Annotated in this window: 24 protein-coding genes; 20 read left to right on the top strand and 4 right to left on the bottom strand. The window is 42.6% G+C overall.

Going from position 1 to position 19,842, the window contains the following annotated elements:
• The first annotated feature begins 116 nt into the window (after positions 1–116).
• The 6 genes from NST58_RS18235 to NST58_RS18210 all read left to right on the top strand — a co-directional run bounded on the left by NST58_RS18235 (position 117) and on the right by NST58_RS18210 (position 4,354).
• A complete protein-coding gene (locus NST58_RS18235; RefSeq protein ID WP_076217993.1) occupies positions 117–617 on the top strand; it encodes a hypothetical protein in 501 nt (166 codons plus the stop codon).
• Between the two features lie 298 nt (positions 618–915).
• Positions 916–1,605 carry a hypothetical protein gene (locus NST58_RS18230; protein ID WP_339243721.1) on the top strand — a complete coding sequence of 230 codons (690 nt, stop codon included), beginning with the start codon at positions 916–918 and terminating at the stop codon, positions 1,603–1,605.
• Between the two features lie 426 nt (positions 1,606–2,031).
• Entirely contained in the window at positions 2,032–2,235 is a 204-nt protein-coding gene (locus NST58_RS18225) for a DUF5316 domain-containing protein (protein WP_076279299.1), read from the top strand.
• 32 nt (positions 2,236–2,267) lie between these two features.
• The gene (locus NST58_RS18220) at positions 2,268–2,759 is read left to right on the top strand and encodes a cupin domain-containing protein (protein WP_076128399.1); all 492 of its coding nucleotides are present in this window, start codon (positions 2,268–2,270) and stop codon (positions 2,757–2,759) included.
• Positions 2,760–3,542, top strand: a complete 783-nt coding sequence (locus tag NST58_RS18215; RefSeq protein ID WP_076128401.1) for an MBL fold metallo-hydrolase — start codon at positions 2,760–2,762, stop codon at positions 3,540–3,542. It abuts the gene before it with no gap.
• Positions 3,543–3,577: 35 nt separating this feature from the next.
• The gene (locus tag NST58_RS18210; RefSeq protein ID WP_339243719.1) at positions 3,578–4,354 is read left to right on the top strand and encodes a methyltransferase domain-containing protein; all 777 of its coding nucleotides are present in this window, start codon (positions 3,578–3,580) and stop codon (positions 4,352–4,354) included.
• Here NST58_RS18210 and NST58_RS18205 read toward each other — a convergent pair whose 3' ends face one another.
• From NST58_RS18205 to lexA, 4 genes are all read right to left on the bottom strand, one after another.
• Positions 4,355–4,933 carry a hypothetical protein gene (locus NST58_RS18205; protein ID WP_339243717.1) on the bottom strand — a complete coding sequence of 193 codons (579 nt, stop codon included), beginning with the start codon at positions 4,931–4,933 and terminating at the stop codon, positions 4,355–4,357. It abuts the gene before it with no gap.
• Between the two features lie 222 nt (positions 4,934–5,155).
• Positions 5,156–5,536: a hypothetical protein gene (locus tag NST58_RS18200; protein ID WP_139329870.1), complete on the bottom strand. Its 381-nt coding sequence runs from the start codon at positions 5,534–5,536 to the stop codon at positions 5,156–5,158.
• A 150-nt stretch (positions 5,537–5,686) separates the two neighbouring features.
• Positions 5,687–6,025, bottom strand: coding sequence for a L,D-transpeptidase (locus NST58_RS18195; protein ID WP_076128407.1), 339 nt, complete (start codon positions 6,023–6,025; stop codon positions 5,687–5,689).
• Between the two features lie 179 nt (positions 6,026–6,204).
• Entirely contained in the window at positions 6,205–6,831 is a 627-nt protein-coding gene (gene lexA / locus NST58_RS18190) for a transcriptional repressor LexA (protein WP_036687720.1), read from the bottom strand.
• Positions 6,832–7,082: 251 nt separating this feature from the next.
• Here lexA and NST58_RS18185 point away from each other — a divergent pair, with 251 nt between their 5' ends.
• From NST58_RS18185 to NST58_RS18120, 14 genes are all read left to right on the top strand, one after another.
• Positions 7,083–7,496, top strand: a complete 414-nt coding sequence (locus NST58_RS18185) for a LysM peptidoglycan-binding domain-containing protein (RefSeq protein ID WP_036687719.1) — start codon at positions 7,083–7,085, stop codon at positions 7,494–7,496.
• A 109-nt stretch (positions 7,497–7,605) separates the two neighbouring features.
• Positions 7,606–7,815: a DUF896 domain-containing protein gene (locus NST58_RS18180; RefSeq protein WP_036687717.1), complete on the top strand. Its 210-nt coding sequence runs from the start codon at positions 7,606–7,608 to the stop codon at positions 7,813–7,815.
• Positions 7,816–7,864: 49 nt separating this feature from the next.
• Positions 7,865–8,386 carry a hypothetical protein gene (locus NST58_RS18175; RefSeq protein ID WP_076128411.1) on the top strand — a complete coding sequence of 174 codons (522 nt, stop codon included), beginning with the start codon at positions 7,865–7,867 and terminating at the stop codon, positions 8,384–8,386.
• 34 nt (positions 8,387–8,420) lie between these two features.
• Complete coding sequence (locus NST58_RS18170; protein WP_036687714.1) at positions 8,421–9,206, top strand: HAD family hydrolase; 786 nt, start codon at positions 8,421–8,423, stop codon at positions 9,204–9,206.
• A gap of 262 nt (positions 9,207–9,468) precedes the next feature.
• On the top strand, positions 9,469–9,894 hold the full coding sequence (locus NST58_RS18165) for a FixH family protein (RefSeq protein ID WP_038571571.1): 426 nt from the start codon (positions 9,469–9,471) through the stop codon (positions 9,892–9,894).
• A gap of 119 nt (positions 9,895–10,013) precedes the next feature.
• Positions 10,014–13,451, top strand: a complete 3,438-nt coding sequence (gene metH, locus NST58_RS18160) for a methionine synthase (RefSeq protein WP_076128413.1) — start codon at positions 10,014–10,016, stop codon at positions 13,449–13,451.
• 143 nt (positions 13,452–13,594) lie between these two features.
• Positions 13,595–14,533: a ribonuclease Z gene (gene rnz, locus NST58_RS18155; protein ID WP_339243714.1), complete on the top strand. Its 939-nt coding sequence runs from the start codon at positions 13,595–13,597 to the stop codon at positions 14,531–14,533.
• 293 nt (positions 14,534–14,826) lie between these two features.
• Positions 14,827–15,615: a TIGR01457 family HAD-type hydrolase gene (locus NST58_RS18150; RefSeq protein ID WP_076128417.1), complete on the top strand. Its 789-nt coding sequence runs from the start codon at positions 14,827–14,829 to the stop codon at positions 15,613–15,615.
• A 45-nt stretch (positions 15,616–15,660) separates the two neighbouring features.
• Positions 15,661–16,476, top strand: coding sequence for a DNA-formamidopyrimidine glycosylase family protein (locus NST58_RS18145; RefSeq protein WP_076133771.1), 816 nt, complete (start codon positions 15,661–15,663; stop codon positions 16,474–16,476).
• Positions 16,466–17,323, top strand: a complete 858-nt coding sequence (locus NST58_RS18140; protein ID WP_339248785.1) for a deoxyribonuclease IV — start codon at positions 16,466–16,468, stop codon at positions 17,321–17,323. Before NST58_RS18145 ends, NST58_RS18140 begins: the two co-directional genes overlap by 11 nt.
• Positions 17,324–17,326: 3 nt before the next feature.
• Positions 17,327–17,671 (top strand): cyclic-phosphate processing receiver domain-containing protein, encoded by a 345-nt coding sequence (locus NST58_RS18135; protein WP_339243712.1) that lies wholly within the window; start codon positions 17,327–17,329, stop codon positions 17,669–17,671.
• Entirely contained in the window at positions 17,668–17,991 is a 324-nt protein-coding gene (locus NST58_RS18130; protein WP_076128425.1) for a thioredoxin family protein, read from the top strand. Before NST58_RS18135 ends, NST58_RS18130 begins: the two co-directional genes overlap by 4 nt.
• Entirely contained in the window at positions 17,991–18,773 is a 783-nt protein-coding gene (locus NST58_RS18125; protein WP_312148884.1) for an ATP-binding cassette domain-containing protein, read from the top strand. The genes NST58_RS18130 and NST58_RS18125 overlap by 1 nt, the downstream gene beginning before the upstream one ends.
• Positions 18,770–19,837, top strand: coding sequence for an SAM-dependent methyltransferase (locus tag NST58_RS18120; protein ID WP_339243710.1), 1,068 nt, complete (start codon positions 18,770–18,772; stop codon positions 19,835–19,837). Before NST58_RS18125 ends, NST58_RS18120 begins: the two co-directional genes overlap by 4 nt.
• Positions 19,838–19,842: the final 5 nt, after the last annotated feature.

Raw genomic sequence — 19,842 nt, 5'->3', positions numbered from 1 at the left:
TGCGATATTCTATTAAATAATTTGGAAACTTATGAACTATATGTATATTTTCTAAAGAATGATAATATTAAAATGTAATCGGCCGATTAACTATCTTATCGAAGGATGGAAGCATAGTGAAAATAAAAAAATATCTATCTGTACTTCTTGTTGCAGCAGTAGTTTTGATTCCATCGGCCTCCGCATTTGCTGACGAGAATAGTTCAACGTCCCAAATCACTCCTTATGTTGTTGGAGTTGGCGATAGTAGAGCGAATGCAATAACAATAACACCTAATGAATATGGCGGCCAAATTTTTGATCTGTTCATCCAAAGTGCTACCGATCAAGATTGGTTTAAATGGACAAATACATCAGCAAATTTCAAAAGAATTGTAGTTAATGTGGGAGGGTATAGTGGTAATGGTCCCACAAGAGCAGGTGTGATAGTTAGTTATAACGGCGTCAGTGAACTGGGACCTATATATACTGCTAAAGCGGGAACTTGGGAGACTCAGTCTTTTAGTAATATTATACTTCCACCTGGAGCAAGCATTTATGTTGTTGTAGACAATCCAAACTTTACTTCTATGTCGCAGTATCGTTTGAACTTTTCTCATTACGATTACAGTATTTAATTTTAGCAAAGAAGCATCTCAATAATAGATTGAGGTGCTTCTTTTTTTGATACTAATAATTATATAGACACGCCCATTGAGGCTTTTTTTATTTTGCTCTCTGAACTTAAAATAATAGGTGCCCGAACCGTCCTAGAACAATTTGAATTTCGAGCACAACTCCATAGCTGTAAATAAGAACGAGTCGATTGTTTGAAATTTTTCAATCCGTAGCAATAAAATTGAGAAAAGGTTTGAAGAATAAGAGGACACGTCACTCATGTGGGTAATAACTAATATAGTAATAAGGAGGTGCGTAATGAAAAAAATATTATTAATTACAGTTACTAGTATTCTTCTGTCTGCCTCAATTCTCGGTGCATGTAGTAACAATAAAACAACAGACGAGGCAAAACCTACAGCGTCAAGTGCAGCGACAATGCCAGTTGTTGAAGCTACAAGCACTCCTGAACCTTCTGCTACTCCTTCTATGGAGGCGCAGGAGTCCGCCAGTCCGGAGGCCACTGATCCTCTAACATCCGATCGGCCAAAGACCAAAGCATTTGGTGAACAGGAGGGAGGGGTCTCAGGGCAAGAAGGTACACTTGGGAAAGGTGATGGATATTCCCTGTATGTTTTTCAGGGTTTCACACTAGACTCACAGTCTGGTCGTTTATCATTAACTGAGGATCCAACCTATTATGCCGAAATTAAACACTTACCTGCCGATTACGATCTCACAGCTTTGAAGCAGCAGGGACAAACCGAGCTTTCTGCAATTGGCAAAGCAAACGACCATAGCGGGGAACTAATTGAACATCCTCTAGGTTTTGCAGAATTATATCTGCAGGCAACCGGTGATAAAGGGATAGAAGATTATATGGTCTGGAAGAATCAGGCGGGGGAAGCTTTTCTTTTTCGGATACACAATCCTAAGGGGGATTCGTCGAATAAGTTTGCACCTTGGGTGATGGTTTCACTGGCAACACTTGAACTTGAAAGGAATTAAGTGTGATCAGAGCCGTAGGAGTTGTGCGGAGTAGAAGGGGTGTGCCATAACCATAATCAAAAAATGGTTGTTGGCTCACTTCTTCTTCTTTTTTGGTACCTTACTTCATTCGAACGCCAATTTCCGTTTGCTGAGGTTGCAAATTTCGCGTATCAGCCCGCTATAGGACCCAACAGACCTTATATGAAGCTTTATCTCACATTTGGGATACTAAAGGACTCCATAGTCGCTATTGGCATTAAAAACGCTCAATATGAGCCTCATCCTTAGGAATAACGTCACTGGAGTCCGAAACCATGCTTCAAAGGCTCAAAATTAGCAAATAGCGTCATCTGGGTCCGAAAGTCATGGCACGTAGTAGAGGGATTTAATGTTAAAATATCTTATATATAGATAACTAATTCTTTCCTGGGAAGGAGTAAGTTCATGCAAATTTTTATTTACATAGGATTGGGCTTTTTTATAATTGCAGGTATATGTGTTGGAGCCTTCACGACAGGTACACAACAAAGAGGTAACTTTTATTCGGAATCTAAGCAAGACCGTAAAGCTAAAAACAAAGTAGCGAATTGGTCCGCTTTAGGTGGTCTTATTTCATTAGCTGTAGCTGGGATTCTTTATTTGTTGTAAATGAACGCACAACATAAGGAGGAGTGTTGCAGATGGTGAAGATTTTTAATGAAAATACGGTCTCTTTTACACAAAAACAGTCCCCGATCCCAGAGTTTGCTTGGCATACGAGTGAAAGGTTAGCTGAAATGGTGGGCTCCAAGCATTTAGTTTTTGATATCAGATCTTTAGATCCTGATAAATATTCTTTTCCTTATCATTTTCATAGAAATGCTGAAGAAATATTTGTGATTTTAACGGGAAAAGCGATGTTAAGAACACCCGAGGGTTTTACGGAGGTTACTGAAGGGGATGTAATATTTTTTGAAATGGGACCGGAAGGGGCGCACCAGCTTTATAATCATTCCGATGCACCATGCAGGTATCTGGATCTCCGAACGAATCAGGGAATAGATGTTTGCGAATATCCAGACTCAGGCAAAATCAACATTTTGCCCTATCAAGAAATCTATCAAGCAGATGAACAGGCGGATTATTGTAAGGGAGAAGAGCATGTAAGGGGAAAATGGAATGGGGGAGCGTAATTGAGTAAAGATCGTTGGTTTACAGTAACGGAAATTGATCCGACCACCTATGCAATCAGTGAATATGGACATTGGGAAAAGGTGCATTCTTTTTTACTCTTGGGGCAAAAACAAGCCGCGTTAATTGATACGGGATTAGGTATTGATAATATAAAAAGAATAACGGATCAGTTAACGGATTTACCTATCGCTGTCATAACTACGCATGTGCATGCAGATCATATTGGCAGTCATGGGCAATTCGAGACAATCTATGTTCATAAAGCGGATGAGGATTGGCTGATTAACGGAATAAAAGGCTTGTCCCTTGCCCAGATTCGAAAAGATATGAGCCGGGACATCACCCTTCCTGTTCCTGAAACCTTTGATCCTAACACCTACATACCTTTTCAAGGGAAGCCAACAGCTCTTTTACAAGAAGGGGATGTGCTCGACATAGGCGGGCGTAAAATAGAAATATACCATACACCAGGTCATTCGCCAGGTCATATCAGCCTTTTTGATCATGCCAACGGATATCTGTTTACAGGTGATTTATTGTATGACGTTACGCCAATCTATGCCTTTTACCCTTCGACTAGTCCGGTTGATTTAGTGGCATCCTTAGAAAAGATTACGGAAATTCCAGGAGTTACCCAAGTATTCGGTTCTCATAATACACTGGGTTTAGATCCATCTATTTTACAAGAGGTCAAAAAGGCGGTTCGTGAGTTACGTGAGCAAAAGGTAGTGGCACATGGTACGGGCATTCACCAGTTTGATGGGTTTAGTGTGCAATTTTAGATTTTTATGTCGAAAACAAATGGGGGTATGGCGATATGGCGTCTACATCAAAGGCTTTTGCTAGATCAATGGATTCTTATTTAAACTACATTAAAATGCCTTGGGGGAGATTGTTTTATCATTCCGCTTGGCAGCAAATTGACAATCACTGCAGCTCTGAAGAGGTTCAATCTATTTTAGATATCGGCTGTGGTTTTGGGATAACCAGTCGTGAATTCGCAAAAAAAGGTTATACAGTTACAGGGATAGATCCGACTCCAGAGATGATAGTCATTGCGCAAGAGTCTGCATGTAAAGACGGTCTTAACATAGCCTTTAGATCGGCAACGCTACAAGATGCAGATGTATTAGCGGACGGATATGACTGGATTTTTTGCCATAATGTGCTTGAATATCTCGATGATCCAAAACAATTGTTAATGGACATTAGTAAAAAACAAAATGAAAACGGAATGCTTTCTCTTATAACTCATAATCCAGTGGCAAAAGTGATGAAAAAAGCCGTTATGAATAAAGATCCTATGGGGGCTATAGACAGTATTGGAAACACGCAGGAATATAGCGGCATTATTCAAACAGACATTACCATCTATACAAAAGATCAATTAGTGGAATGGCTCGCGGAGTGTGGTTATGAGATTAGAAGTATATACGGAATACATAATATCTACGGATATATTGTGGATAATGAAATAAAAATGGATGAGCAATGGCATGTAGAAATGGTGGAGCTAGAGCTTAAGTTAAGCAGTTTATCTCCATACAAGGACGTTGCTATTTTCACACATCTTATTGCGCAAAAAGCAACTTAATTATTCAGAGACGATTGACCTGAACAGTGCATGCAATTGCTGTACTTGGGAGAAAGCTTCCTTGTACTGGTTGTCGGATTGTCGAATAGGCAATAAACCCGGCAAGAAGGAGATACAATACACAGGCATTTCTTTGCTGTTCATATATATTTTAAGCGTAAGCTCTTCAATCACATTAGCTTCTTCATCAGCTTCCTTAAGGACGTTAATATCTGCACTTGTTGCAGTAGTTTTGCTGTTTTGATGTCTTTTGGAGACTTTTGAAAGGGTGAGTGCGTTAACCACAATCTCGGATCCCATTACATTATCAAAAGAGTATAGCTTTGCTACTGCTTTTTTGTTACTCTTCGGATTTTTGGTACCGATTGCCAATTTTTTATTAGGCTCGTTAAGTGCAATCAAGTGAGATTGATTGGGGGGAATGAATGTTTTGGTGAAGCTGATGTTAAAAGATGAGGTCGCATTAACTAGCTTAGAAATTTCAGATGAAGCAGATAGCGTTTTCAATTTTATAATGGCGGCACTTAGAATTAAAACAACTCCTAAAATAGCAAATAAGTACATCAGGATAATCAGCATATAATCACACCTCCTAGTTATCTCATTAGACTCAAATTGTTGCTTATTGAAAGATATGCCTGAATGATCTCCACTAGTATCTTTTAAAAGGGAAATTCGTGGAATTATAGGATCGGCTTCACGATTAACCCAAAAAAAGCACCCAGAGAAACCTTCCGATTCTGCAAATGATGCAAAATTGGGGGTTGCTGCAAGGGTGCTTTTTAAGATGATTATGAAAACCTATAGAAAATTGAAGGCAGTGATATGATCGGTATAAACAATCAGCTGTTTGTATTCGATCGGAGTCCCATAACTAGCATAAGGTCTTACAGTAACGTCATTGAGGACAACAAAGTTATAGCTGAAATTTTTATCAGGGTGTTCTGCTCCCAAATAAGATATGTATTCGTCTACAATTACATCATCCATCAAAGATTTTAAATCAAATACATCCTCTTTGTTGGAGACGGTTGGAGAGACGATTCCCTGAATGCTGCCAAAAGAGGTGAGCAAATTCACTTTTTTTCCACTAGCTTGTTCATCATTTAAAAGTAAACCGGACAGCTTACCCAGTGCATCGACTTTAAAATCGACGAGGGTTCTAATTTTTGAATTATTCAAACTAAACACATCCTTTTCAGTTTGCAATCCTGTTAACAATATTCGACATATAATCACCAAACTCCTAGTATGCTAATGAAAAAATACTTACTTATGTAATGACCCCCATTTTTTAATGTGATTTGGGGGTTGCCGAGCCTCCATTCGAATTTAATTTCTTATCGTTACTCGTGTGCCTATAGGGACAATAGCAGCGAGTGCTAACACATCCTCGTTGTACATCCGGATGCAGCCGTGGGACACCTCTTTCCCAATGGAGGAAGGGTCATTGTTTCCATGAATTCCGTAGTGTGGTTTAGACAGTCCCATCCAAAACACACCGAAGGGACCCCCTGGGTCGGGTTGTTTGTTAATAATAGTGAATTCACCCACTGGGGATTGGGTTAACATCTTACCGATGCCGACAGGGAAACCTCTAATCACAATATCATTGTCCAGAAGATATAACATTCGTTGGGTCAGATCTACAATAATTCGGTAGTTGGGCATTATACGCAACACTCCTTTCTAATTAGGATATGAGCAGAACGCCTAAAGGGTTATTCATAGAAAATGGCCATTTTAGCCATTGGGAACAAATGTTCGTAAGTGGTTGGAAAAGCAAAAAAAACGTAGAAAAAAGGCTGTTCCGCATATGCGGAACAGCCTTTTATGTTAGAAGTGCATACTTAGTGGATATCTCGAAACAATCCGATGACTCTTCCGAGAATAGTTACGCGATTAAGGCGAAGCGGCTCATAAGCTGGATTCTCCGGCTGAAGCCGTATATGATCACGTTCCTTGTAAAAGGTCTTAACGGTTGCTTCATCTTCTTCGGTCATGGCTACAACGATATCTCCGTTGTCCGCTGTTTGTTGTTGGCGAACAATCACATAGTCACCATTCATAATGCCTGCGTCAACCATACTATCACCCATGACAGACAGCATAAATACTTTGTTGTCACCTACATAGTGAGTAGGAAGTGGGAAGTAGTCTTCGATATTCTCTGTAGCAGTGATAGGTACCCCGGCGGTAACTTTACCTACGACAGGAATCCGTGAGATGGTCTGCGCGAATTGGTGAACATTCTCTGAATCCTCTTGGCCTAGTAATTCTATTGCACGTGGCTTCGTTGGATCTCGACGAATAAGTCCCTTCTTCTCAAGCCGGTCCAAATGACCGTGAACTGTGGAGCTGGAAGCAAGGCCAACAGCTTCTCCAATTTCCCGGACGGAAGGTGGATAACCCTTGCTGCGGACTTCGCTTCGTATAAATTCCAGGATCGCCAGCTGGCGACTTGAAATCTTTGACATTGGAATCAACCCCATATAGTAATGTTTGGGAAAATTATAACATAGAACTACCGTTCGCACAAACATAAGTTCTAACTATTATAAATATTAATCTGCTAGAGTTAAAAAATGGTAGATGAATGATAATAAAATGAACCGTTTGAGTCTCTCGAAAAAAAGAGAACAATTGTTCTGAAATAGTATTGAACAAAACACATGTTCGTGTTATTATGGATTCGAAAGTAAGAACAAGTGTTTGGAGGATGATAATTATGCTAAAATACAGTACATACCGCAGCATCTACGATAAGGCCCCAGTGGTTGAATCTTTAGGACATAATGACGTTGCCCGTAATTCCGCTAAGGTGAAAGAGATAACGGAACGTTTGCTTGGAGGGATGATTTCGTTGTTCCGTCAAGATTTCTTTATTAAGTTAATATTGATTATCGTGCTAGTATTTTCTGGCCTAACAGTAGTGGGAAATGTGTTTGCAGGATCGACGACTATAATGAAGGAAGAGAAGCGGATTGTGGTTGAACGTGGAGATACACTATGGAGTATTGCTCTTAAGAATAAACCTGCTGATATGAAGACAGTTGTTTATATAGAAGGAATTAAACGTTCAAGTGGGATTAAGAGTAGTCAAATTAACGCTGGAGACATACTTACTTTACCTATTTATTAATTTTCTGAGAACATAATAGAATGACCAGTAGAGCTTGCAGGGAGTAGACCTTGACAAGCTCTTTTTCTCATGGCAGAGTTAGAATTAATTTATAGGGGGAGGGAAAGTATTGAATATTGATGAGTTGGTCGCGCGAATTAACGAATTGGCACGCAAACAGAAGAGCGTAGGCCTTAATCAAGAGGAAGTGGCGGAACGCGCCAAGCTTCGTGAAATTTACCTGGGGAATATCCGCAATAACTTCCGAGCACAATTAAATACTATTGAAGTAGTAGATAACGATGAGCATGAACAAGGTAACAAGGGGCTTAAACATTAGCTCGCTGTTCCTTTTCATAGATATTTCAGGATGACTAGGGGGAACGCACATGGCCCGTTCTTGGGAAAGAATGGTTCAACGCAACACACAGCAAATCAACAAGCAAAGAAAGAAACAAGGCAAGGATACGATTTATGCCTCTAAATCTCCTACCCAGAATGCCGAAGTCTTTAAAGGTCGCAACATTGCATTTCCGGTAGTGTTAGTGATACTTGGCACTATGTTTTGGGTAGTTGGTTCTATTGATCAGGCCAAAGGCAATGGCATGCTGGCTAATTGGCTGGGAGTAGTACTGTACTATTTGCTGGCAGCGCTATTGTTCTTCCGTCGTCCGTACTTGAAGGTGGAAAAAGCAAGACTGTCCACTATTAAATTCAATCGCGAACGCGGGCTTCCAGCTGCAGATATTGAGAAAATCACCCTTTCGCGTGGAGCTGTAGTCATTAAGCACAAAGGGAAACGTACGAAATGGATTTTCACAAAACTTATGAATCGCTATGATACTAATGCGATGAGTACAAGATTAGAAGCATTTGCTAAAGCTCACAACATTGAAGTAGTTCACGAATAGAACTAGACCAGTTAAAGGGAGAGGGAGACCTGTAATGCCAATTTCTGCTGTACTATTTGACCTTGATGATACATTGCTGTGGGATGATCGGAGCGTCGAAGAAGCATTTCGTTCTGCTTGTGAAGCCGCCGGGGATACGATTGATCCACAAGAACTAGAAGTTGCAGTTCGTAAGGAAGCAAGTAGCTTGTATGAATCTTATGAGACGTTCCCATTTACAAAGATGATCGGAATTAATCCATATGAAGCACTCTGGGCTAACTTTACGGCAGGTGAACAGCCAGAATTCCGTCAATTGGAGCAGCTTGCGCCGGTATATCGTAAAGAGTCTTGGCGTCGCGGACTTGCAGCGTTAGGGGTGGAAGACGAAGCACTAGCTGAGACCTTGGCAACTAAATTCGCAGCAGAGCGCAGAAAACGTCCATACATCTATGAAGAAACAATGCATGTACTGGAGCAGTTACGGGGTCAAGTGAAGCTTTTGCTACTTACGAACGGCTGTCCTGCACTGCAACAAGAGAAACTAGATGGTGTGCCAGAGTTAATTCCTTTCTTTGATCATATTGTGATTTCCGGAAGCTTTGGTAAAGGCAAACCGGATAAGGAAATTTTCCTGCATGCTTTAGAGCTTCTTGATGTAACTCCTGAGCAAGCAGTTATGGTCGGCGATAAGCTTACAACGGATATCCGTGGGGGGCTGGCAGCAGGGTTGACCACGGTCTGGATCAATAGAAAAGGTAGAGCACCTAGTCTTGATATTCATCCGGATCATGAAATCAATCACCTTGAGGAACTTCTTCCACTAGTTCAATCTTTGTAAGATTTACAGAGCTATTAGCTCCAATATAAAGACTTTATAAAAGCAGCGAGTTTCTGAGATCCTAAGAAACTCGCTGCTTTTCTGTACATACATACTAACATAAGGATTTCATTAGATTTTTAAGTAAATGATTTAAGTCACAAGACTAATGCGGAATTGATGCAAAATACTGAAAAACCAATAATAATGTGTATAATAGATGGAGATGTATAACATGAATTGGTAGATTTTTATTATTCGATAATGATTGGGAGGGCTCCAAATGATGAGATCGAAGAAATTAGTCGCTGTATTATTAGGTGCAACACTTCTAGTACTAGGTGGATGTTCTTCAAATGGAACCAAGCATTCAGAAATACATAACATGAATATGAACATGTCTATGGAACCTATCAAAGTCGAACTACAATGGAGTCCTGAAGAAGTTGTTGTAAATCAAAAGGTAACCTTTGAAGCTGTGGTGACCCAAGATAACGAGGCAGTAGATGATGCAAAAGAGGTTCTGTTCGAAATTGTGAATAAAAATGATGAGGGACAGAAAATAGAGCTTAAGGGAAAGCTAATTGGTAAAGGAGTCTATCAAGCAGAAGGGACCCTTGAAAAGGAAGGACAATATAATGTCACTTCACATGTGACAGCCCGGACACAGCACTCTATGCCTAGCAAAGAGCTGTCTGTGAAACCATGATTCAAAGGTTCGCAAAGGTTACTGAGCAATAACAGATAAAGCAGAGTGGAAAGGAAGGCTTTTCGAAATTCCTTTATTCTGCTAAACTTACTCTAATGTTTTACTGGGGGGACTATTAGTTGGCTAAATATACACTTGAGGAAAGCTTACAACAAAGGATTTTGATCCTTGATGGCGCAATGGGCACGATGATCCAACAGGTGCCTCTTACTGGAGAAGATTTTGGAGGCGATGAGCTGGACGGCTGTAATGAAATGCTGGTATTAACACGTCCAGAAGTCATTCAGACGATTCATGAGCAGTACCTCGAAGCAGGGGCTGATCTCATTGAGACTAACACATTTGGTGCAACCTCTGTTGTGCTAGCTGAATATGATATTCCTCAGCGGGCACGTGAGATCAATCTAGCGGCAGCAGAGTTGGCTCGCAGAGCAGTAGACAAATATGACACACCTGACCGTCCGCGATACGTCGTGGGGGCTATGGGTCCAACAACAAAAACGCTCTCAGTAACTGGAGGCGTTACTTTCCAAGAGTTAGTTGATAGCTATGAGGAACAAGCAGTGGCATTGATCGACGGTAAAGTAGATGTTTTGCTGCTGGAGACCTCTCAAGATACACTTAACGTTAAAGCTGGAAGTATTGGTATTCGTAATGCTTTTGAAAAGACTGGCATCACATTGCCGGTTATGATTTCCGGAACAATTGAACCAATGGGTACTACATTGGCGGGTCAGAATATTGAAGCATTTTATATCTCATTAGAACATCTGAAGCCTATCTCTATGGGCCTCAACTGTGCGACTGGTCCTGAGTTTATGCGGGATCACATTCGTTCGCTTTCGGAGATCTCCTCCGCAGCCGTGAGCTGTTATCCAAACGCAGGGTTGCCGGATGAGAACGGACATTATCATGAATCTCCAGACTCTTTAGCTCGCAAGATTGCAGCCTTTGCCGAAAAAGGCTGGCTGAACATTGCGGGGGGGTGCTGTGGAACGACACCAGAGCATATCCGTGCGATGAAGGAAGCACTTTCTGAATATCCTCCACGCCCGCTGACAGGTAATCATCCGCCTGCACTTTCAGGCATCGAGCCTATCTATATTGAGAACGACAACCGTCCATACATGGTTGGTGAACGTACGAATGTACTTGGCTCTCGTAAATTTAAACGTCTTATCGTCGAAGGTAAATATGAGGAAGCCTCAGAAATTGCCCGTGCTCAGGTGAAGAGTGGGGCACAGGTTATTGACGTGTGTGTACAAGACCCTGACCGTGATGAGATTGAAGATATTAAGCTTTTCTTAGAACTGGTTGTGAAAAAGGTTAAAGTACCCCTGATGATCGATACTACCGATCCTAAGGTTATCGATTTGGCTTTGCAGTACTGTCAAGGTAAGGCGATAATTAACTCCATTAACCTTGAAGATGGTGAAGAAAAATTCGAGCTGGTGACGCCGATCATTCATAAATATGGTGCAGCTATTGTTGTGGGTACCATCGATGAGACGGGACAAGCCATTAAGGCGACAGATAAACTGGAAGTGGCTAAACGCTCCTATGACTTGCTAGTGAATAAGTACGGTTTAGCAGGAGAAGATCTTATTTTTGACACGTTGGTGTTCCCTGTAGGAACCGGAGATGAACAATATATCGGTTCAGCAAAAGAAACGATTGACGGCATTCGTTTGATCAAGGAAGCACTTCCAGGCGTTCATACGATCTTGGGCATTAGCAACGTCTCCTTTGGATTGCCGGAAGCGGGTCGTGAAGTGTTGAACTCCGTATTCCTTTATGAATGTACAAAAGCTGGATTAGATTATGCGATCGTAAATACAGAAAAAGTGGAGCGGTATGCTTCCATTCCTGCTGAAGAACGTCATCTTGCTGAGGAACTGATTTATAATACGAATGATGAGACGCTTTCTGCTTTTGTAGCTGCTTTCCGTGGTAAAAAAGTAGAGAAAAAAGAGAAGATTTCCAACCTGTCACTTGAAGAACGTTTAGCTTCCTATGTGGTTGAAGGTACGAAGGAAGGACTCATTCCTGACCTTAATGAAGCATTGACTAAATCTGGTCCGCTGGAGATCATCAATGGACCGCTGATGGCAGGGATGTCGGAAGTCGGCCGGTTATTTAATAATAATGAATTGATCGTTGCTGAGGTGCTGCAAAGCGCTGAAGTGATGAAGGCTTCTGTCAATCATCTAGAGCAGTTTATGCAGAAGGATGAGACAGCGGTTAAAGGAAAAATTATGCTGGCAACCGTAAAAGGGGACGTGCATGATATTGGTAAGAATCTAGTGGAGATCATCCTCTCCAATAATGGTTATCAGATCATTAATTTGGGTATAAAAGTACCACCAGAGACCATTATCGAAGCCTTCCGTCGAGAAAAAGCTGATGCGATAGGATTGTCCGGGTTGCTTGTGAAATCTGCTCAGCAGATGGTCCTCACCGCTCAGGATCTACGTACAGCAGGGATCGATGTTCCGATTATGGTTGGCGGCGCAGCTTTGACCCGTAAATTTACGAAGACCCGTATTCGTCCAGAATATGACGGTCTAGTATTGTATGCTAAGGACGCTATGGACGGGCTGGATATTGCCAATCGGCTTATGAACCCTGAAGAACGGGAGAAGATTGCCGAGGAAATTCGTGTGGAGGCAGAAGCAGCGGTTGCGGTGGCGCCTAAGCAAGAACTGCCGAAACTAACCAGAGCAGTGCGTTCCAAAATATCTCCAGATGCACCTGTATTTGTTCCACCGGATTTAGAACGCCACGTACTGCGTAACTATCCATTGGGGCATATTATCCCCTATGTGAATATGCAAATGCTGCTGGGTCATCATTTGGGGTTACGGGGTTCTGTAGAAGCCCAATTAGCTGCTGGAGATCAGCGGACTGTTGAACTGAAGGGTACCGTAGACGATATTCTCCATCAAGCGATGCTAGAGGGTACCATTACTCCACATGCTATGTATCAATTCTTCCCTGCACAATCGCAAGGGAATGATATTATAGTGTATAATCCACAGAATACGTCCGAGATCCTGCATACCTTTACTTTCCCGAGACAAGGGGTAGAGCCTCATCTGTGCTTGGCGGACTTTTTGAAACCTGTTGACAGTGGTATTATGGACTATGTTGGATTCCTAGTTGTAACAGCAGGTCACGGTGTACGTGAATTGTCTACTCAGCTGAAAGAAAGCGGAGATTATCTGCGTTCACACGCCTTGCAGTCGGTTGCACTTGAAGTGGCAGAAGGACTGGCGGAACGCGTCCATCATATGATGCGCGATACTTGGGGTTTCCCGGATCCGGCGGATATGACGATGAAGCAAAGACATGGGGCAAGATACCAAGGAATCCGTGTTTCATTTGGTTATCCTGCATGCCCGGATTTAGAAGATCAAGGTCCACTGTTTAAGTTGTTATCTCCGGAGGATATCGGTGTTCACCTTACAGAAGGCTTTATGATGGAGCCCGAAGCTTCCGTTTCGGCTATGGTATTTGCCCATCCAGAAGCGCAGTATTTTAATGTAGAGAAGCTGTAATTCTTTCATTTATATACCTGGTCTGTAGGGGATTGTATCCCTTTCAGCGGAACCTCCCGTAACTGGGGGGTTTTTTGCTGGAAGAAGGTCGTTTAGAATTGAAAAGAGATGGTTGAGCCAATAAGCAGAAGGGAGGAAAAAGAATGGATTTATATTTTTTAGGTACTAATGCAGGTGTGCCAACGCTACAACGCAATGTAACGTCCGTTACATTAAGACTGCTGGAAGAACGTCGCAGTATTTGGATGTTCGATTGTGGGGAAGGTACACAACATCAGGTTCTTCGTTCACCGATTCGGCTAGGAAAGCTGGAAAAGCTATTCATTACCCACTTGCATGGTGATCACCTATTTGGTCTTCCAGGTCTATTATCAAGTCGTGGTTATCAGGGAGGGACAGCGCCGTTAACGGTGTACGGACCCCCTGGATTAAAAGCTTACTTAGAGATCTCCTTAGCTGTGAGCCAATCCCGAATTCCTTATAAGATTGAGATTGTTGAGCATACAGGAGGAATTATATTCGAGGATGATAGCTTTAAAGTTGAGGCTGCATTACTTGAGCACCGGATTGACAGCTATGGCTACCGGGTAACGGAAAAGGATAGTCCCGGAAGCCTCAATACGGAATTGCTTAAGAGTTATGGTTTAAAACCGGGACCGATTTATGGGAAATTAAAAAAAGGTGAAGATGTTGTTACGGATGAAGGTGCACGAATCTGTGCTGCTGATGTTGTCAGGGAACCCAAACGAGGACGTATTGTTACTATCCTTGGAGATACAAGACCTTGTTCGGGAGCCTTAGAACTCTCTCTTAATGCAGACCTTATCGTTCATGAAGCAACCTTCGCCCATGTTCTGGCTGACATGGCGTATCAATATCATCATAGTACAGCCCGTCAGGCTGCAGAGTTAGCAAAAGAAGCCAAAGCAGGACAGCTGTTGCTGACTCATTTCAGTTCTCGTTACAGCTCGCATGAAGAGTTAATTCCTTTGCTTGAGGAAGCTGAACTCCTATTCCCAGAGACATTATTAGCTGAGGAATTTAATGCATATCCGGTACCTCGCAGACTAAATGGGCAATAGGGGGAATGATTATTTTCCGGGAAAGCGCAGGAAATGACAGTGCTATGCTAAAAAATGCTGGATGGGACGGTTGTTCGATTTCATTCGACGAAGTGTGTTAGATTTAAAGTAATCACGGAGTAAAAGACGAACGAATGGCTGGACATATTGCCGAAAATCAGTAGGTGATATCTTCCACCTAAAGGGATTGAGTTTTTCTGTAAATCCAAGCAGGGCAAAGGCTACAAGTTTGTTAATACTATTATTTATTTATTATATTAATTAAATTTATTGTGGAAACTGAGGGGTTAGTGATGGAACAAATTGAAGGATTATTGATTGATCTAGATGGTACATTGTACCATGGGCATAAAATGATTCCCGGTGCTGATCTGCTGATAAAAGCTCTTCGTGAAGCGGATATCCCTTTTTTATTTGTTACTAATAACTCATCGCGTACGGCAGCTAACGTTGCTGCCCACTTAAGTGGAATGGGAATTGAGGCGAAAGCTGAGGAGGTATGTACCTCTTCTATGGCAGCCGCACGTTACATAGCTGAGGAATCACCTGGGGCTACAGTGGCGATACTTGGAGAAGAGGGACTGCGTATGGCTTGCATTGAGGCAGGGCTCCAAATCGTCACAGAATCCCCTGATTATGTGGTGCAAGGTATCGATCGTTCTTTTAATTATGCTTCGTTAGCTCAAGCTTCGCGTTGGATTTTGAGCGGGGCAAAGTTTGTGCTCACCAATCCAGATTTAATGTTACCATCAGATGATGGGGTTATGCCGGGTGCGGGTACGATTGGTGCAGCAATTGAGGCTGCAAGTGGAGTGAAGCCAGTAGTGATCGGTAAACCTGAATCCCACCTGATCAAATATGCGACAGATCTTCTGAACATTCAACCTGAACATGCTGCTGTTGTTGGGGATAATATGCGTACGGATATCGCTGCCGGTGTTAATGCGGGCTGTCGTACAATCCTTGTTCTTACCGGTTTAACCACTACAGAGAACCTGGAGCACTATAAAAGCATCACAGGGATCACTCCCGATGAAATATGTGCCGATTTAGCTGAACTTAAAATGTTTCTCGGTGTATAATAGCTAGGGTCTTATTACTTCACCAACTTAGAGGGGACGATGAGTATGCCAGAATTGCCGGAAATGGAGAATTATAGACAGCTGCTTAGCCAGCGTATTATAAATGTTCCGATAACTAATGTAATTGTGAACAGAGAAAAAACAATTAACATGGAAACAGAAGCTTTCATTAATGCCTTGATCGGTGCGCGTGTTGTTTTTGTAGAGCGGCGCGCCAAGTACATTTTGTTTCATCTCCATGATGGACGAAGATTACTATTACATTTAATGCTGGGTGGATTGCTTTTTTATGGTTCAGAAGAAGAGCGGCCGGATCGTAATACGCAAGTAGAAATCGCATTTGGTGATCAGATCCTTTATTTTATGGGCCTGCGGTTAGGGTTCTTACATTTAGTATCCGTGAAGGAAAGCGAAGCAACGATGGGTAAGCTTGGACCTGAGCTGCTGGATCGACGGATGACGCCGGAACGTTTTGCAGGAATATTAAAAGGGCGGCGTGGTGCGTTAAAAAGTCTGTTAGTGAATCAGCATGTAATGGCGGGTATTGGAAATTGTTATGCGGATGAGATTGCTTTTGACGCAGGGCTTCTGCCTTCAGTTTTAGTACAAAATTTATCACCTGAAGCCATTTCCCGCCTGTATCAAAGCATTCAAAAAGTATTAACTGATGCGACAGAGATTGGCGGATACATGGAAATGCCTTTTATGACCGGTGATACGGTTACGGGTTCTTATAATGACCAATGTAAAGTCTATGACCGTGAGGGTGAGCCTTGCCTACGCGATGGGGGAACGATTATCAAAACAGAGCTGTCTGGACGCAAAGTATTTTATTGCCCAGACTGTCAGCATGAAGCCTAAACCCAAAATAGGGGCTCATGTCAGCATTCGTGGTGGATATGGGAGAGCTGCCCGATTTGCTTGGGAGAGCGGTGCAACAAGTTTTCAATATTTTCCGAAAAATCCGCGCAGTCTGAAGTTAAAGACGGTTGATATTCGAGATACAAGGGATTGTGCACTCTTTTGCCAAGAAAAAGGGATCACCTCTATCGCCCACACCCCTTATGCAATCAATATGGCTGCGAATAGGGATGACGCTACCCCGCGAAAGGTGTATGTAGACTCCCTACTTAATGATCTGGAAATTGCTGAAGCCTGCGGTTCCTTAGGCATTGTTGTTCATTTTGGACATTTTGCTGGAATGGAGCCGTTACAAGGCTATCAAAATATTATACAATGTATGAATGAGACGCTGGAGTCCTGGGAAGGTAACGCCAAGCTGTTAATCGAGAATCAAGCGGGCAACCATGGTACCGAAGGGATTACACTTGAAGAATTGGTGAAGGTTCGTGAGCTTAGCCAGTTTCCCGAGAAGATTGGATTTTGTCTGGATACCTGTCATGCTTTTGCAGCGGGAATTTGGAATCCTGAGCATACGGAAGACTTGCTTGAACGAGGAAACCAGCTTGGATTTTGGCCGCATCTTGTAGCTGTTCATCTAAATGATTCTAAGTTTCCCTTTGATTCGAGACGGGACCGGCATGCTGGAATAGGAAAAGGTTATATCGGCGAAGAGGGTCTTAAGCGCTTAATAACTTCTGATCCATTACGTAAAAAATCTGTTGTTTTGGAAACTGAAAAGGGTCCAGATGGCAGTCATCGGAATGAAATAGCTACTGTTCGCAGTTGGTTTGAAGCGGGGGGCTAGAAAGTGATTCATATCTATATGGACGATCTCCGTAAAGGTCCGCTTGGATTTGCTTTAGCCAGGACAACAGAAGAATGTCTTCTGATGCTGCGTGAGTGTGAGGTTGGTATTTTATCGTTAGATTATGATATGGGACCGGATGATTATTCTGGTGGGGAAGTGGCTAGACGGATTGTTCTGGAAGGGCTGTACCCCCGTGAAATCTATCTACACACCTCTAGTGTTTTAGGGAGAAAAGAAATGTATGAAATCTTATACGCGGCTAAACCTGAGGGGATGATCTTGTTTAATGGTCCCCTAAGTTCTGATAAGCTTTATGATATCGCTAGGGAGACGGATCTGAAATGAAGGAAATGAATGAAGCGGATTTACTGGAGATACTCACGAGACCTGGAGAACCGCTGGTAGTATTTTTGCATACTCCGCTGTGTGGTACCTGTAAGGCTACAGAACGCATGTTGGAAGTAGCGGCACATCTATTGCCTGCTGAACTCCAAATGGTTGCCGGAAATGTGAACATGTTGCCTAATCTGGTCCAACAATACCGTATTACCAGTGTCCCTGCTCTACTTGTGGCTTCTGCTGACCGGATAGAGAATCCGCATATTTATTATTCAATGGTTTCAGTTGAGCGGATTCTGGAATACATAAGGAGTGTTATATCATGATCATTTCATTACAACATTTATCTCTGCGCAGAGAAGAAAGCCTAATCTTGGACGATGTATCGTTAGAAGTGAAGGAAGGCGAAAACTGGGTCATTTTGGGACGAAATGGTTCGGGCAAAACAACCATTTTGGAGATTATGACAGGTTATTTATTCCCTAGCAAAGGAACTGTTGAGGTATTGGGGAATAAATATGGTCAATGTGATTTACGCGAGGTTCGTAAAGAAATTGGTTATATTGGTCCTTCCTTAATGGAGAAGATGTCTTTAAATGATCCGGTGTGGGAGGTTGTCGCTACAGGAGCTTACGCTTATTTACGTTTCTACGAGAGCATTCCACACGATGTGAAGGAGAAGGCAATCCGTTTGCTAGAGGATATGAATCTGGGCAATATGGCACTTCATCCTTTTGGAACCTTGTCACAGGGAGAGCGAAAAAAAGCAATGCTGGCAAGATGTCTTATGGCTGACCCCAAACTTCTGATTATGGACGAGCCTTGTGCAGGTCTTGATCTGTACGAAAGAGAAAAAATGCTGGCTGAAGTAGACAAGCTGAGACAACGTAATGTCTCCGTTGTATATGTAACTCATCATGTGGAGGAAATCGTCCCGCTTTTTACACATGTTGCTTTAATTCGCGACGGTAAGCTAGCTGGTTCCGGACCGAAAGAAGAAGTATTAACCAAAGAAATGATCTTGGCCACCTATGATATTCCTGTTGATGTAGAATGGGATAGCGGTCGTCCCTGGATTAAAATTAGACCTGGAGGCAAAACGATTTGAACGAATTAAGACATGATAACGAAGAGCAGACCACTGCTCCGGAAGAAATAGTGTACTCCCGATATATTTGTACAGCTAATCACGGCTTTGCGCCATATGCTCAGGAAGAGCTTCGGCGCTTATTCGGAGCAGTAAAGAGTACGCTGCTGTTGCCGGGAGAAATCTTTCTGGCCACCTTGCAGTCTGAACCCGAGGAAGTATCACGATTGCTCACACAGAATCTGCCCATTTTCCTTCGTCATATACAGCCTGTGCAGTTTCAGGATGAAGGAACCATTGATGGGTTACAGCGTTTGGCTGTGTATTTAAGCCGCCGCAGTGAGCTAGAGGGGGAGAAAATATCCCTAAATGTTCGTAAAGGGGATCCTTCCTTCTGGCAGGAAAGTCCGGGCGAACTACGTGAATGGCTGCAGGAGCAATTGCAAAGCTTGGGTGCAGAATTTACAGTACAAGATCCGGCATGGGTCATTTCTGTCTACGCAGACGGGAATGCCTTATATGCAGGAGTGTCCAGACCAGAAGAGAATCTATCCGGTTGGAATGGCGGTGCAATCCGTTTCCGCAAGGAAGACGGACAAATCTCACGTGCTAAGTTCAAGCTGATGGAAGCGGAGAAGGAGTTCGGTATTCCTTTTTACAGCTTCCGTAATGCGCTTGATATCGGTGCCTCTCCAGGGGGCTGGACTTCTTTCTTGCTGGAGCGTGGAATGAAGGTAACAGCGGTTGACCCTGCTTTGATGCATGAATCGCTGCGTAATTACCCGGGTCTGAAGATCCTGCGCAAAAATGCCGGAGAAGTGAAATTCCGCGATAATGAATTTGATCTGCTTGTATGTGATATGAGCTGGAGTCCTAAGCTGATGGCGAAGCTTGTAACCGGGCTGCTGCACAGCCTGTCCCCAGGCGGAACAGCGATTGTGACCGTAAAGCTGATGCATAAGAAACCTCTAGCGATGATCAAAGAGATCATCGCAATGTTTGAGGGCGAACGTATGCAGATTCAACGGGCCAAGCAGCTGTTTCATAATCGTGACGAAATAACACTTTATATGATTAAATACTAAGTTAG

The sequence above is a fragment of the Paenibacillus sp. FSL R10-2796 genome (genome assembly GCF_037965315.1).
GTDB lineage: Bacteria > Bacillota > Bacilli > Paenibacillales > Paenibacillaceae > Paenibacillus_AQ > Paenibacillus_AQ odorifer.
Note: the sequence above shows the minus strand (reverse complement) of the source record. Positions and strands in the feature narration are given on the sequence as shown.

What these genes read in the sequence shown, in the direction of transcription:
- NST58_RS18230 (WP_339243721.1), top strand. Translation starts at nt 916, where the DNA reads ATGAAAAAAATATTATTAATTACAGTTACTAGTATTCTTCTGTCTGCC.
- NST58_RS18225 (WP_076279299.1), top strand. Translation starts at nt 2,032, where the DNA reads ATGCAAATTTTTATTTACATAGGATTGGGCTTTTTTATAATTGCAGGT.
- NST58_RS18220 (WP_076128399.1), top strand. Translation starts at nt 2,268, where the DNA reads ATGGTGAAGATTTTTAATGAAAATACGGTCTCTTTTACACAAAAACAG.
- NST58_RS18210 (WP_339243719.1), top strand. Translation starts at nt 3,578, where the DNA reads ATGGCGTCTACATCAAAGGCTTTTGCTAGATCAATGGATTCTTATTTA.
- NST58_RS18205 (WP_339243717.1), bottom strand. Translation starts at nt 4,933, where the DNA reads ATGCTGATTATCCTGATGTACTTATTTGCTATTTTAGGAGTTGTTTTA.
- NST58_RS18195 (WP_076128407.1), bottom strand. Translation starts at nt 6,025, where the DNA reads ATGCCCAACTACCGAATTATTGTAGATCTGACCCAACGAATGTTATAT.
- lexA (WP_036687720.1), bottom strand. Translation starts at nt 6,831, where the DNA reads ATGTCAAAGATTTCAAGTCGCCAGCTGGCGATCCTGGAATTTATACGA.
- NST58_RS18185 (WP_036687719.1), top strand. Translation starts at nt 7,083, where the DNA reads ATGCTAAAATACAGTACATACCGCAGCATCTACGATAAGGCCCCAGTG.
- NST58_RS18175 (WP_076128411.1), top strand. Translation starts at nt 7,865, where the DNA reads ATGGCCCGTTCTTGGGAAAGAATGGTTCAACGCAACACACAGCAAATC.
- NST58_RS18170 (WP_036687714.1), top strand. Translation starts at nt 8,421, where the DNA reads ATGCCAATTTCTGCTGTACTATTTGACCTTGATGATACATTGCTGTGG.
- NST58_RS18165 (WP_038571571.1), top strand. Translation starts at nt 9,469, where the DNA reads ATGATGAGATCGAAGAAATTAGTCGCTGTATTATTAGGTGCAACACTT.
- rnz (WP_339243714.1), top strand. Translation starts at nt 13,595, where the DNA reads ATGGATTTATATTTTTTAGGTACTAATGCAGGTGTGCCAACGCTACAA.
- NST58_RS18150 (WP_076128417.1), top strand. Translation starts at nt 14,827, where the DNA reads ATGGAACAAATTGAAGGATTATTGATTGATCTAGATGGTACATTGTAC.
- NST58_RS18145 (WP_076133771.1), top strand. Translation starts at nt 15,661, where the DNA reads ATGCCAGAATTGCCGGAAATGGAGAATTATAGACAGCTGCTTAGCCAG.
- NST58_RS18140 (WP_339248785.1), top strand. Translation starts at nt 16,466, where the DNA reads ATGAAGCCTAAACCCAAAATAGGGGCTCATGTCAGCATTCGTGGTGGA.
- NST58_RS18130 (WP_076128425.1), top strand. Translation starts at nt 17,668, where the DNA reads ATGAAGGAAATGAATGAAGCGGATTTACTGGAGATACTCACGAGACCT.